Origin of the sequence: Bifidobacterium sp. ESL0764, assembly GCF_029395515.1 — a bacterium.
GTDB lineage: Bacteria > Actinomycetota > Actinomycetes > Actinomycetales > Bifidobacteriaceae > Bifidobacterium.
Map to the genome: position 1 here is coordinate 1,722,381 of NZ_CP113919.1, position 13,982 is coordinate 1,736,362.

Sequence of the window (13,982 nt, forward strand, 5' to 3'; positions counted from 1 at the left end):
CCCTATTGCCGATGCGGCGACGGCCGCACACCGCAGACCGTCGCCACACCACAACAGGCATACTTCATCATACGTTAAGGCCGCTCATATCGCTCCTGCGCTTCAGCTTCCGCGCGCCCACGAGGATGCCCGCGCCGCACAGCACCGTCATCACGCCCAGCAGCGCGCGCGCACCCATACCCACCGGGCTCGTCGCCGGCACATCCCTCAACGACTGGATATACCGCACATTCACCACACGGCCGTTGTTGCCTCCGGCTCCACCGCCGAGGCTGGCCATACCATACGGGTTGCTCCCGATCGACTGTGTGAGCTTCTCCGTGCCATCGCCGTTATCGTCGTGCTGAATAGTGATTTCGAACGCGAAGTCGGGCACCACAGTCCACCCATGTGCTGCAGTGAGCTGCTTGACGATATAGGTGCCGTCCGCCAGCCCGGTGACATTCGCCTTGCCCGACGGGCCGATGGTGATCTTGTCGGTCGAATTCGTCGCAGAGGCCGAAGCCGCACAATATTGCGAAGGCTCAGTAGCGCTGCCTTTGGAGACTTCGTTGAATCGAATCGGATGGTCCTGATCCTCCTTATGGAACACGTTAAACGTCGCGCCTTCCATAATCCCATCCTTCCACTCAGAACCCTGTTGCAGAGAAAAACCGCCACTATAGATGCGGACTCGACTCGCGAGAAGGTAGTAATGCATACCCGAAATTTCCGTCGGCTTCCCACAACCGCATGTATCAACGTCGTACCACATTTTTGCGTTGTTATCGACAGGATCTCCCTTACCTGCGTTGCTGTTGACGACAGCATGATAGACAATCTTGAGGGATTTTCCTATAATATCATCTTTACCGGGTGTTCCGTTACCGAATTTGCTGTGTATATATGGCCATAAGTCAAAATATATCCGAGCTTCTGGAACTTCATCAGACGAATCGACAAGATTTTTATAATTAAAATAAACTATTTGGCAATTATCCCATTCTCTATTACAAGTCTTGTCATAAACATACAATTTATAACCCACAGGATTCGCATTTGTCGCTCTCGGAATATTCACACCATCAAGTGTGACAGTTGGATCGAATTTATCCTTCACATACGAAAGCCCTGCAGAGAATTTATCGACGACTTTAAGATAGTAAACTCCAGGATCCGTAAGATTCTTGGGCAAAGCGACGTTGATCGTGTATTCGGCCGAATCACCGACGTTGTACGTTTTGTTCTTAACCGTCTTGGTGATCTGCGAATCACTCCCGCCTTTCCGTATGATTTCCTTTGATCCCAGATAATCGGGACGAGATGTGTCAAGATAACCGCCGACCGTACTGACGATGGACCTTTGGCCACCAATTTCAATCAGATAAATCCCGTTGGTAATGTCAATGCTATAAATCGGATCATTGGCTTCATTGCGCGTTACTTGCACATTGCGGCAACCACCAACATGCTTATACCCATCACCATAATTCCAAATCTTCCAATCGAAACTGCCTGAATAATTAAATCCACCCGAAGAAGATGGTTTTAAATTGTCCACAAAATCACGGACGTGACCCGTATAGGTCCCAGTCGTCTCGTCCGCGTCCCCTTCCGCCGACCATTTGTCGACGAGCCAGCGCATCGGGTCGTCCGCGGAGCAGGCGTCCCCGTAGCCGGAGGCGTCGCAGAGATCCTTATAGGTATAATTACCGCCATGAATCTTGGAAACAGTAGTTGCATCCAGCGTATTCTTGTCACGCTCCTGATTTGTATAATCGGCGAGCTTTGTTCCATAAATTTCACCACCATTGTGGTCTGGAAACTCATGGAAGCTTTTTATTTTGAGTGTGACGTATGGTTGTGGTCCGTGGGTTGGTGTCTGTTCGGCGTCGGGTTGGCTGGCGTTGGCGCTGACGGCGCCGGACATGAGGGTGGCGGCGGCCACCAGGCATGAGACTAGGGCGCCGAGAGCGCGTTTCCATTGCTTCTTTTTCATGTGTCCTGTCCCCGACAAAATCGCCTGTCCTTGCTTTTCCTGTGACTCGTATAAGTCCGAACTGTGACCATCGGCACTCAATGCGTGCCGTGCGCTTAAGGCGCCGACTCGAAAATGCTGTTTGCGCATGGGTCATCGCCTCCCGTATCCGGTGTCCTTGAATCTGCCGGGCTTCGAATGCTTCTTGTTGCGGTGCATGAGGGCGTAGCCTATTGCCGCTATGGCGAGGAGCACCAAGCCGATCACCACGCGCATCAGGATGCCCGCTGCGCCTGAGGCCGGCAGTTCCTTGAAGGACTGCACGTTGGAGACGGTGAACCCGTTGGTGCTCTCCTTCTGCTTGACCAGGCCGTACAGGTCGCCGGTCTGCGAGTAGGAAACGCCGGTCAGCGCATTGCTGGCGTCGAAGTTGTGAGTGAGTGTGACGTTGAAGGAGAAGCCCGTAGGCAGCATGTAGCCGTTCGGGGCGTGGGTCTCCTTGACGGTGTAGACGCCATCGGCCAGCCCTTCTACCTCGATCTGGCCGGACTGCGGCACGACCAACGTATCAGTGGTGGTTGCCGTGGTGAACGCTTCAGGAAGAATATAGTCGGCGCTGGCAGTCCCCTCGCCGCCGGAACGCACGAATTTCAGAGGATCCGCCGCATCCTTGCGACGAATCTGGAACTTGGCACCGGGCAACGCCTTACCGGTCGTCTTCGAGATCTTGTCGACGGTGAAGCCGCCGGTGTAAAGCTTGACGGTCGGGCCTTCGAGTTTGACGTCTTTGCAGGTGACTCCCGTGGTGTCGTTGTATTCGGTCTCGGATTTGCTGGTGGTGGCATCGGCGTCGTTGCCGGTGAAGGCCTTTGCGTTGAGGTAGGCCGTGTACGTGATCTTGATGGGCTCGGTACCCAATGAATAGTCGAGGTTGGTTATCTTGCTGTTGACGTATGAGGAAAAATCAAAGGTGAGCTTCGTGGCCGACGAACTCGTGTCGGCAGTCAGCTGGTAGCCGGTGCCGGACGAGGCCTTATTGAGCTCCTGGCCGCCGATGGTGACGGTGGGGTGCGCCTTGGCGGGGTCGTAGGTCAGGCCCTTGCTGAGTGTGGTGTTGACCTTGAGGGTGAAGTCGGTGGCGAAGGTGTAGATCGGTACCTTGCTGCCGACGGTGAATACGATCGGACTGCCCACGTCGTAGGTGTTCGTGTTGTTTTCCACGATTTGCGTGGTTTTGATGCCTGTGGTGTCCGCGGCGGGGGCGACACGGCCCGTGGCGGAAGCGACATCGGAAGAGGAGATGAACGGATTGGCGTCGACGACTCCGGCAGATGGACTCGTCTCGAGCGCGGACGCGCTGGTAGCACCCATGGCCAGCATGGCCACACATGCGGCCAGCGAGGTCAACGCCTTAGCCAATCCGTTCATTCTCATTGTTTGTTCTTTCTTGTTACTGGATGTTGCTCAGCATGCATCGCGTGTGGGCTGCTCTGCCGGCCAACCGGCCAACGAGACAACCCACAAGCGACACACCATCATTTAGTGACGGCGAACAACCTTGCGGGCGTTCTTGCCCTTTCGCATGCTCATATAGAGCACTCCGGCCACGCCAAGCAACACCACGCCCAGAGCCACGCGCATCAGGATGCCGACGGCACCTGCAGCAGGCAGCTGCGTGAAGGACTGGATGTTGTAGACCTTGTATACAGCCGTGCTGCCGACCTGCTCAGCGAGGCCGAACTGGTCGTCCTCACCGAACGAGTACTCCACGTCACTGGTCGGCTGACCTACACCATCCGGATCGTTGGAGCGGGTAGTGTGCGTGATTATGGCATTGAAGTGGAAATCAAGGAGCTTGTAACCGCTAGGAGCCTCCTTCTCCTTGATAGCATAGGTGTCATCACTCAGACCGTTGACTTTGAACGGAGCCTCCAAAAGATCAGTGGTGGTTTCGCCCGGTTCAGCAGTACGATACTGATGCACACCATTGGCGTCAGCGCCTTCATCGACGAACTTCAGAGTATTTCCGGTAGCATCTTTCCCACGGAAGATATTGAACTTAGCACCAGTCAGCTTCTCAGCCTTGTTGGTCTCAGAGTACTTCTCAACGCTGAAGCTTCCGGTGTAGATGTAAACGTTCGGAGCGTTGGTGGTAACGATGTGGTCATCGTTGGTGTACTGAATCTTGGCCTTGTTGATGATGCCGTTCCCATCGACGCCGCTATTCCCGTCGGGGTTACCAAGCGTCAGCGCGTCCTTGTTGACCATCGCGTAGAAGGTGATGACGATATCCTTACCAGCCAAGCTGTAGTCCTTGGGATCAGAATCAATCTTCTTCTTGATATACTTGCCGAGGCCGAAGGTAATCTGAGCTCCGGCTACCTTGTCATTGCCGGTAACCGTATCCCAACCACCAGTGGTATTGGCCTTTCCCACGGTCAAATCATAATCAGCGGCAGTAAGTGTCGTGCCACCGATCTTAACGACCGGCTTGGTGCCATAGGCAAGATCGTAAGAAAGTCCCTTACCAAGGTTATCGATGACATCCAGCGTCATGCTCGTAAGATTCGTGTACACCGGAACCTGGCTCTTAATGGTGTATTTGACATAATCACCAACGTCATAGGTCGGATGCTCACGCTTCTTCGTGATCGTGATGGGCTCAATCTTGGCCTCAATCTCGCCGGTACCAACACTCTGATCGATATAGCCCTTAGTGCTAACCAAAATCGGGATAGAAACCTCAACCTTGCCTCCAGTGACATCTTCAATGAGATAAATGCCATTGGGAATGCTGAAGCTTGCTCCACCAGCAGTAAAGGTCGCGGTGTTGGGAGTGGTCGCCCCAGCGATAGCGGTCTTAATGTCACTCTGCTTTACCAGCTCGTTGACGAAATTACGACGTACGCCGGCATACGGAGAAGCGGTTTCGTCGGTGGTGTCAGGCCCCCACTTGGCGACCAAAGTAGCCATGGCATCTTGATTATCAGTGAGTGAGGTACCGCTAGCTACAGCAGCAGCCTTAATCGCAGCTTTCATATCAGCAACAGTCTGAATACCGACTGAATCCGTGGTCTGATTGATATAGTCGGCAAGCTTCACCGCATTGAACTTATGACCATCCAATGTCGTTGCATCACCGGTAATAGTCAGATCCACTTTTTCGTCAGGATCGGGATCCGCTGCCGAGGCACTGGTGACGCCGAAGCCCATCATGGCCACGCCGGCCACGCAAGCGACGAGGGAAGCCATAAGCTTCGTTACTCTTCCTTGTTTCATTGTCATTCCTTTTCTTTTTACATTTTCAAACATTGCAAATTACAAAATCCGTTTTGCACATCTCCCGACTAGCCGGGGCCGCGGATGGACGGCCGTACCACACTGCCGTCGGCAGAGACGTACCAACGCGAACGTCCGTTCATCACTTGCCTCCCTTCCTGTGCTGCGATGTCGCCACCGCACGGGAAGCAAAGCGCTGACGCAACGCGATAGCGCCCATCGCTATTGCGGCCACGACCAGCACGACCAGCCACGACCAGGCCGGAAGCGTCGATGTCTTGGTGATCGCCGTGTTCGACTGGGTTGCCCCCTGGCTTTCGTCTTCGCCTTCGCAGTAAGGCAACGTGGAGACTCCCGTCACGTAGCTGATGCCGTTGGCACTGTTGCGGACCCTTCCGGTAGACCGTTCCACGCACTTAGGCACGCTGTGCTGGTCTTCCTGAGGCGTCTTCTCGAGGGAATCACGATGGTCTTGCAGCGTACCGCCTGCAAGCGCGTTGCCGTTGGCGGTATTGCCTGTGCCGGCAGCCAGAGGCACCGTCTGACCGGCGACCGCCGTAGGTGACGCGCCGAACTGAGGAGCGCCGGCCAATATGGTGGCAGGCTGCATAATGACGTTGATGCCGTTGGAGTTGCCAGCGCCCGCAACCGCGCCTTCGCCGTTGCCGGAAACCTCAGCCCCCTGCTTGACCCACTGGGCATACATGATGTTGATGCCGGGCTTCATGTTGAGCTCGACGCCCGGAGCCCAGGCAGTGTTTGAAGACGGCACACGGCTCCAACCGCGGAACGTATAGCCCGCAACCGTGTACGCGTTATCGGCGAGCGCACGTTTGTAGGCGCTCATAGCCGCCGCATTCGCGGTGAACACGTCGTCGTTCATGGTGCCGCCGGCCTTGAGACCTTCAGGCTCGTTGGCCATATAGCGCACGGTGTACTGCTCGTTGTCAACGGGCTGCTCGGAACCTGCCGCGCCGCCGGTGGACTTCCATTGTGCATACAACGTGACCACTTCACCGCGATCGAGCGTGATCTTGTCGCCGGCCTTATAGGCCTTGCCTGGCTTGCCGTTCTGGTCGTTGCCGCCATTCCAGACGGTGTTCCAACCTGTGAAGCTATAGCCTTGCGTCGCCATCGAGGATTGCGGAACCGTCTGCGGTTTCTTCGAGACCTCGGCGCCCGTCACTTGGATCGCACTCGGCAATCCGCCGGAAAGTTTGGAATCGCTAAGCGGAAGGTTGGCGTCGAAGCTGATCTGCGCGGTCTGCTGCCAAAGGTAGGTTTGGGGCTTCTGACCGGCAGTGCCTGTTCCGGGGCAACGCTCGGCAAGCTGCTCGTTGGCGTCGCTGCCCTCGTCGCTGGCCCAGCTGTCGTCATCACGAGCCCAGCGGCCGGTGTAGCCCTTGGTGTTCATGGGCTCGCCGCTGAAGAACTCGGGCGTCAGCTTCGTCTTGGGGCCGACGGAAAGTTCGTTGAGGTATTCGGGCAGCACACGGCAGGTGCCGGCGTCGGCCTTCACCGTGCCGTTGGAGCAGGCGGCGGCATCCTTGGTGGCCTGTACGTGGGTGGTGTCCCAGCTGGAAAGATCGAGCGAGGTGATGCCCGTGCCCTGGAACATATAGGTCATGCTGGTGACCTTGGACGTATCCCAACCGGAGACGTCGAGGGACTTGAGGTTGCTGTCGCCGCCGAACATATCCCACATCAGCGTGACGTGAGGCGTCTTCCACATCGAAACGTCCTTGAGGTCGGTGCGGGCGCGGTTGCGCTGGAACATGGCGGCCATGGAGGTGACCCGCTCCGTCTTCCACTTGCTCATGCCGCGAACGTCCGAAAGGGCTTCGTCGTAACGGAACATGCCTTCCATGTTCTGCACGTTGCCGGTGCTCCAACGCGAAAGATCGCCCAAGTGCGTGAGGGCCTCATCGAGATAGAACATGTATGACATATCATTGACGTGGACCGTGTTCCATTTGGTGCCGCCGAGGCCCTTGACCTCGTTGAGCGTGGAGCAACCGGCGAACATCGCCTGCATGGAAACCGCCGAAGACGTCTTCCACGCGGAAAGATCGAGAGAAGAGACCGAGTTCAGGCCCATGAACATCCGGCTGAAGCCGCGGACCTTGCTTACGTTCCAATGGGCGATACCCGAAAGATTCGAGGGGCCTACCTGCTGCGCGTAAGCGGGGTTGCCCGGAAGCGGGAGGTTGGGCACCTGCTCGACCATGGAGAACATGGACGGCATCAGCTCCACCTGGCCGGTGTCCCAATTGGCCAAGCCGTCGATGGTCTTGAGGTTCCTGCAAAGGTAGAAGAGCTTCGACATGTCTTTGACAAGCGAGGTGTTGAAGCCCGAAAGATTCAGGTGCGTCAGCGCACCGTCGCCGCAGAACATACGGGCCATGCCGACGAGCTTCGCGGCGTGCCAAGCGTCCATGCCGGCTATTGAAGTCAGGGCACTGTCGCCGTTGAACATATCGGACATATCGGCGACCTGGGAGACGTCCCAACCGGCGACATTGACGGTTTGCAGGGCGCCATCGCCTTGGAACATGGCAGACATGTCCGTGGCCTCCGACGTGTTCCAGCCGGAAAGGTCAAGATTGGTCAGCGAGGTGTCGCCATGGAACATCATCGTCATTTTTTGAGGATGGGCCGATTTCCACACCGCAAGATCGATGTTTTGAAGATTCGGGCAATCGGCGAACAACTGCGAGAAATCACCACCGGCGTTGCGCACGTCAAAATTGGCTTGATTGCTGATCCGGACTTCCTTCAACTTCGTCATTGAGGAAAACATTCCGGCAATGTTGCCGCTGAGACGGACAACGCCTGTGGTGTTTGCGAAATGGATGGCGGAGACCTCATTATGCAATGGATTGTTTATCGACCAAGGAGCACCAGCGGAACCATCGATCGAACCCGGGCCAATCGTAACTACGCAATCGGCCCCATTGCGTGAAGAAGACCAGTAAGCCTGACCGGACGAACCGCCCCAATTGCCGGAATCTCCGCAACTCGCCCCGTCGCCCTGCGCTGACACTGTGGAAGCAGAAGAAGTATCAGTCGCTTGCGAACTCGGTTTGTCGGAAGACGGCAATTGTGAAATGCCAGGTTGCGCAGATTGCTGGGAAGTCGCGCCGACAGGGCTTTTCTGCCCCTCAAGCGCTGAACCTTGCCCAATTTTCGTACCGGTGCCGTCAAGCTGGGTTGACTGATTGGTTTCGGAAATATTCGAGATACTCGAATTTTGAACGGTTTCCTCGCCATTGGCCGACACGATAATCGGGCAAACAAAGAACGCCAACGCAACAACCGCGCCGACGAGTGTTCTTTGCCGCTTTCCCATTACCTCTGCGTCTTCCTTCCTTCACTTGCCTTGTGACCTCGCCACAGCCGTTGAATTGTCGTGGGACCCAACGGACATAGCTACGCCATCTATATATAAGTATTACGCAATTTGGCTAGATAAAAGTGGAGTTACTGCTAAGCGGTCGAAAATGCCATGTGAAGTGCGTCTATTCAACGGTGAATTTCAACCACCAAATAAAAATTTCATCCAGTAAAAAAGGACGACCTAGAAACCGTCGGAAACAAGAAAAGCGACCCAGGATCAAGCCGGTTGAGCGCTTCGGCCTTGACTCCACAAAATACCAGGTACTGTCTATACTTGTTACCGAAAGTAATGTTTATCACTACTTAGGAAATCAACGGCATTTCAGAGAGGAAGATTGGCAATGGCAGCAAAACAACACAAAGGCCGCTTCGGAAAACGGACTTTACAAGGCATAACAAGCGCGACAGCGGCCATCCTGGCCACGTTCATGCTTGCCCCGACCGGAGCCCAGGCCCTTGAACCGGCTACGCCAGCCTCCCCATCGGCAACGGCATCCACGGCAAACGCACAAGTCGCCGCGGATCCGTCACAGCATTCGCTAACGCGGCAAGCACCCCAGCACGCCAATGCCCAAGACGACACCGATTCTGACGTAAGCGTGACAAAGGCAGACGCCAATGCGTTGCTGAAGGTTTTGCTTGCCGACGATTCCCTCTCGGTTTCAAATGTAAAGCTGACCGGCTCCCCCGAAGCGGCCGGAACCTTTGCTCATGGACAGACAACGTTGGGAATCGACAACGGCATCCTCTTCTCCACCGGCAACCTGACCGACAATATGGAGTCGTCGCTCAATGCTGACGGCGACCCCGACTTGGATGCCATACTTGGCGGCCCAAAGACCCATGACGCGATTTCATTGGAATTCGATTTCGTGCCCAAAGGCTCCACGCTGTCGTTCAACTATGTATTCGGATCAGAGGAATATCCGAAATTTGTAGGAAGCGACTATAACGACACCTTCGCTTTCCTGGTCAACGGCAAGAACGTTGCGCTGATTCCCGGATCGAATGACCCCGTAAGCATCAATAACGTCAACGCCGACAAGAACAGCGAATATTTCGTCGATAATTCCGATTACACAATAAATTCCCTTCCAGGAACCGGTTTCGGCGGGCTTACCAAGGTGATGCCGGTAAACGCCCCGGTCACCAAGGGCCAAACAAACCACATCAAAATCGTGATTGCCGATGCAGGAGACCAAGTGCTCAATTCATTTGTCGCGATTCAGAAGAACAGCATGAAATCCCTGGGTACCGTGAACGTTCATTATGTAGACACCACAGGCAAGCATCTGTCAGACGACGTGGCTCTTACCGGCAATATCGGCGACCCATATACAAGCGAGAAAAAGAGCTTCAACGGATACACGTTCCAGCGCGTGCAGGGCAATGAGCATGGGACCTTTGTCAATCAAACGCAGGAAGTGACCTATGTCTATTCGGCCGTTACAACCCCCGCGAGCACCCAGCCCAAGCCTACACTTGCGGAAACAGGAGCGACGGTACTTCCCGTGGTTGGTCTGATGTCTCTTCTGCTGACGGCCGCTTGCGGAATGCTGTTAGGCAAGCGCCGCAACAGTTGAGCGCCTTCCCCCTTCGGCTCGAGTTGCGGCAAGTCTACGGCTGAAGTTGCGGCAAGTCTACGGCTCGAGCCGAAGGCCGGTACCGCCAGCTACACATTTTTGGCCTGTCTCTTAACAGCAACACGCCAAAATGGGCAATCGCCACGGCGTACCGGCTAGCTCGGTAGCCAATCAGGACTCCAAAAAACAAGTGGGTTCCGGATGCTAAACGTATCCGGAACCCACTTTTGTAATGCGGACAGGGCGAGATTCGAACTCGCGGAGGATTGCTCCTCAACGGTTTTCAAGACCGTCTCTTTCGACCGCTCAGACACCTGTCCATGTTGCGGTTAACGGCTCGCACCGCAAACGCAACGTATGAAATTATAACAGCCGCCCGCAGACACTCACACGCCGACGTAACCGCTGCTTTATAAACTGCCAAAATGCCAAGATGCCAAAACAAAAGCGCCGCGGCTTCTGCCATGCATCCACATTGGGCAGGACCGCGACGCTTTCAACGTTACAGCTACGGCGCTCACGCCTCCCACTTGGTGGGCTCGATGACCTCGCGGCCGCCCATGTAGGGGCGCATGGCCTTCGGAATCTCGATGGAGCCGTCCTTCTGCTGATGGTTCTCGAGGATGGCTACGAGCCAGCGCGTGGTGGCCAGTGTACCGTTCAACGTGGAGACCGGGCTGGTGGAGCCGTCCTCGCAACGCTCGCGGATGTTGAGGCGACGGGCCTGGTACTCGGTGCAGTTCGAGGTGGACGTGAGCTCGCGGTAGCGGCCCTGCGTGGGCACCCAAGCCTCGTTGTCGAACTTGCGTGCGGCGGAGGAGCCGAGGTCGCCGGCGGCGGTGTCGATAGTGCGGTAGGGCACCTCGACCTTGGCCAGCATCTGCTCCTCCATGCCCAGCAGCTGCTTGTGCATGGCGCGGGAGTCCTCCTGCTTGCAATAGACGAACATCTCCACCTTGTCGAACTGGTGGACGCGGATGATGCCGGACGTGTCCTTGCCCGCGGCACCGGCCTCGCGCCGGTAGCAGCTGGACCAGCCGGTGTACTTCAGCGGCCCGTTGGACAGGTCGAGGATCTCGTTTTCGTGCATGCCCGCGAGCGCCACTTCCGAAGTGCCCACGAGGTACTGGTCATCAGGTTCGCGCAGACGGTAGATCTCGTCTGCGTGCGAATTCAGGAAGCCGGTTCCGGCCATGACCTCGGGACGCACCAGCGTCGGGGTGATGGCGAGCGTGAAGCCGTTCTCCTCAGCCTGGTCGACGGCCATGGTGAGCATCGCGATCTGCATGCGGGCCACAGCGCCGCGCAGGAAGTAGAAGCGCGATCCGGAGACCTTGACGCCACGACGCATGTCGATGCCGGCCACACCGACGCCCAACGTCAGGTGGTCCTTGGGCTCGAAGCCCTCGGCCTTGAAGTCGCGCGGCGTGCCGACCTTCTTGACCACCACGTAATCGTCCTCGCCGCCTTCGGGCGCTTCGGGCTCGACGATGTTGGAGAACTGCCACATGGCCTTGGTGTAGGCCGCGGAAGCGTCGTCGGAGGTCTTCTTGTATTCGGCGACCTTGCCCGCCAGATCCTTGGTCTGCGCGATCAGCGTGGCCTTCTCGTCAGGAGCGGCGGCGGCGACCTTCTTGCCCATGGCCTTCTGGCTGGCACGCGCCTCCTCATAGGATTTCAGGGCGGCACGGCGGGTTTCGTCCTGCTTCAAAACCTCGTCGACGAGTTCGACGGATTCTCCGCGCTTGCGCTGGGAATCGCGCACGACGTCGGGATGTTCACGGATAAATTGGATATCTAGCATATCCTCAAGCCTACTTCCGTAAAGGGACACTTACGGCGGTTTTGCGGCCCACCCGTAAGCGTCGATATTCGTATTGTTGTTTTGTCAATTTCCGCCATCGGTTTCACCATCGTCCTGTCATGAAACCGAGTGAAGAACAAAAGACGACATAGCGACCGGCCAACCGGGTCACAGGAACAACCCGACGATGTTGTAGAAGATGGCGCTGACCGCGACAACGCCGACGACCACGATGAACACGTTGCTGATCTTGTGAGCGTACTCCTTCAGCGCCGGCACCTTGTGCACACCGTACATCGGCAGGAGCAGAAGGATGAAGGCGATCAGCGGGCCGGCCATGGTCTCGATCATGCCGATGGCCGAGGGGTTGGCCCAGGCCACGAACCAGCAGGCCAAGAACATGAGGACGCTGACGAGGACGTTGAGTTTCTTCCGCTCTACCACCACGCCTTTGGTATGCGCCACCTTGCGGATGATGCCGCCGAGCCCTTCCTCGACCCCAAGATAATGGCCGAGGAACGCCTTGAAGATGCAGACGAACGCGGTGATCGAGGCGATCCAGGAGATGGCCGGGGTGCCCAGCATATTGGCGAGATAGCTCAGGATGGAGACGTTCTGCTCTTTGGCGCGCGCCACATCGCCGGGAGTGAGCGCCAGATCGCTGCTTAAGACGAAGAAGAGCACAACGGTGACCATCATGGGCTCCCCGACCTTCAAAATCCTGCCGATCTTGTCGTCGGAATATTTGCCGTACCGCCTGCGGACGTTCACGGAGAAGGACGAGACGATGGCGGAATGGTCGAACGTGAGCACGATGACGGGGACCAGGAGCCACAGGCTGAGCAGAAGCGCGCCGAAATCAAAACCGCCGGCGGCATTGCGCGGGATACTGGTCAGCATCGAAGGGTTCCAGCGAGGGATGAGGTAGAGCGCGAAAATCACCAGCACGGCGATGACCGGCCAGGTCAGCCAGCTCATCACGCGGGTGACGGTACGGGTGCCGCAGACCATGATGGCGATCAGCACCGCGACGAGCACGAGGGAAAGCAGCCAGCGCGGCGGGGTTTGCATATGCAACTGATTGACGATGAAACTTTCGGCCGTATTGGTGATGGAGACCGAATACATCAGCAGAATGACCAATACCTCGACGAAGTAGATAATGGTGAAGACCATGCCGAAACCGAAGCCGAAATGCTGCTCGACCACGTCGGTGATGTCGTCGTCGGGGTTACGGGCCGAAAGCACGAACCGGCACATCGCCCGGTGCGCGAAATAGGCCAGCGGATAGGCCACAAGCAGCATGAGCACGATGCCGATGACGCCCGCCCCACCGGCGTCGATCGGCAGGAACAGGACGCCCGCGCCGATCGCCGTACCGAACAGGCTCAGCATCCAACGCACGTCCTGGCCGTGCCATTTGAGCGCGGAGTCCCTGTCGTCCTGATAATCCTTGCTTTTTGCTTGTTTGTTTCCGGACGTATCGGCTTGCGCGCTCTCTGCCCGTCTTTGCGCCAGTTTTTGTACCGGTTGCTCTTCTTCACTCGTCATGAATCCACTTTCCCTCATATTTTGCTGGATTTTTCAAACCACTTCTTATAAGTCACTGCCCAAGACGGAGCAAAAACACACGTTACCGGGCAGCTATGCCGTTGCGATCACGCAATATTTGAATGGAACGAAACCGATACATCAATCCGAAATATCGCTGCAGACGGCGGTCGACGACGAATGCGATCGACGGGTCGAAGCGAGAATGCTGGCGTTCATGGCAATCAAAGAGCGGCACACAGCATTGGCCGTGATGCCTGCTTCAATTCCTTTACCTAGCATGGTTCCCAAGTATATTGAAGCCGGTTCGCGCTCGACCGTCCGGTGACAAATAGTGAGACGGGATTGTTTCGTGACCGTTTCCAAGGCAAACCAAGCAAACAGGCGAACCAACGTGTAGGATTCGTTCATC

The 13,982-nt window shown here is 56.4% G+C and carries 8 protein-coding genes and 1 tRNA gene; 1 reads left to right on the plus strand and 8 read right to left on the minus strand.

Translation table 11 applies throughout. From position 1 onward, the window contains the following. Nucleotides 1-67: 67 nt before the first annotated feature. From OZX71_RS06550 to OZX71_RS06565, 4 genes are all read right to left on the minus strand, one after another. Entirely contained in the window at nt 68-2,107 is a 2,040-nt protein-coding gene (locus tag OZX71_RS06550; RefSeq protein ID WP_277159763.1) for an isopeptide-forming domain-containing fimbrial protein, read from the minus strand. A gap of 3 nt (nt 2,108-2,110) precedes the next feature. Next, the gene (locus OZX71_RS06555) at nt 2,111-3,391 is read right to left on the minus strand and encodes a SpaA isopeptide-forming pilin-related protein (protein WP_277146342.1); all 1,281 of its coding nucleotides are present in this window, start codon (nt 3,389-3,391) and stop codon (nt 2,111-2,113) included. A 105-nt stretch (nt 3,392-3,496) separates the two neighbouring features. Then, entirely contained in the window at nt 3,497-5,236 is a 1,740-nt protein-coding gene (locus OZX71_RS06560; RefSeq protein WP_277146341.1) for an isopeptide-forming domain-containing fimbrial protein, read from the minus strand. 142 nt (nt 5,237-5,378) lie between these two features. Further along, nucleotides 5,379-8,585 carry a BspA family leucine-rich repeat surface protein gene (locus OZX71_RS06565; RefSeq protein WP_277159764.1) on the minus strand — a complete coding sequence of 1,069 codons (3,207 nt, stop codon included), beginning with the start codon at nt 8,583-8,585 and terminating at the stop codon, nt 5,379-5,381. A 388-nt stretch (nt 8,586-8,973) separates the two neighbouring features. Between OZX71_RS06565 and OZX71_RS06570 the strand changes: the two genes are divergently transcribed. Continuing rightward, complete coding sequence (locus OZX71_RS06570; RefSeq protein ID WP_277159765.1) at nt 8,974-10,215, plus strand: choice-of-anchor L domain-containing protein; 1,242 nt, start codon at nt 8,974-8,976, stop codon at nt 10,213-10,215. Nucleotides 10,216-10,450: 235 nt separating this feature from the next. Here the strand turns inward: OZX71_RS06570 and OZX71_RS06575 are convergent. The 4 genes from OZX71_RS06575 to OZX71_RS06590 all read right to left on the minus strand — a co-directional run bounded on the left by OZX71_RS06575 (nt 10,451) and on the right by OZX71_RS06590 (nt 13,981). Next, a tRNA-Ser gene (locus OZX71_RS06575) sits at nt 10,451-10,535 on the minus strand. 197 nt (nt 10,536-10,732) lie between these two features. Beyond that, nucleotides 10,733-12,019 (minus strand): serine--tRNA ligase, encoded by a 1,287-nt coding sequence (serS, locus tag OZX71_RS06580; protein WP_277159766.1) that lies wholly within the window; start codon nt 12,017-12,019, stop codon nt 10,733-10,735. A gap of 168 nt (nt 12,020-12,187) precedes the next feature. Then, entirely contained in the window at nt 12,188-13,570 is a 1,383-nt protein-coding gene (locus tag OZX71_RS06585) for a hypothetical protein (RefSeq protein WP_277159767.1), read from the minus strand. Nucleotides 13,571-13,711: 141 nt separating this feature from the next. Next, nucleotides 13,712-13,981, minus strand: coding sequence for a hypothetical protein (locus OZX71_RS06590; RefSeq protein WP_277159768.1), 270 nt, complete (start codon nt 13,979-13,981; stop codon nt 13,712-13,714). Between the last annotated feature and the right edge of the window lies 1 nt (nt 13,982).

Coding starts and splice junctions, on each gene's coding strand:
- OZX71_RS06570 (WP_277159765.1), top strand. CDS start 8,974: ATGGCAGCAAAACAACACAAAGGCCGCTTCGGAAAACGGACTTTACAA.
- OZX71_RS06550 (WP_277159763.1), bottom strand. CDS start 2,107: ATGCGCAAACAGCATTTTCGAGTCGGCGCCTTAAGCGCACGGCACGCA.
- OZX71_RS06555 (WP_277146342.1), bottom strand. CDS start 3,391: ATGAGAATGAACGGATTGGCTAAGGCGTTGACCTCGCTGGCCGCATGT.
- serS (WP_277159766.1), bottom strand. CDS start 12,019: ATGCTAGATATCCAATTTATCCGTGAACATCCCGACGTCGTGCGCGAT.
- OZX71_RS06585 (WP_277159767.1), bottom strand. CDS start 13,570: ATGACGAGTGAAGAAGAGCAACCGGTACAAAAACTGGCGCAAAGACGG.
- OZX71_RS06560 (WP_277146341.1), bottom strand. CDS start 5,236: ATGAAACAAGGAAGAGTAACGAAGCTTATGGCTTCCCTCGTCGCTTGC.
- OZX71_RS06565 (WP_277159764.1), bottom strand. CDS start 8,585: ATGGGAAAGCGGCAAAGAACACTCGTCGGCGCGGTTGTTGCGTTGGCG.
- OZX71_RS06590 (WP_277159768.1), bottom strand. CDS start 13,981: ATGAACGAATCCTACACGTTGGTTCGCCTGTTTGCTTGGTTTGCCTTG.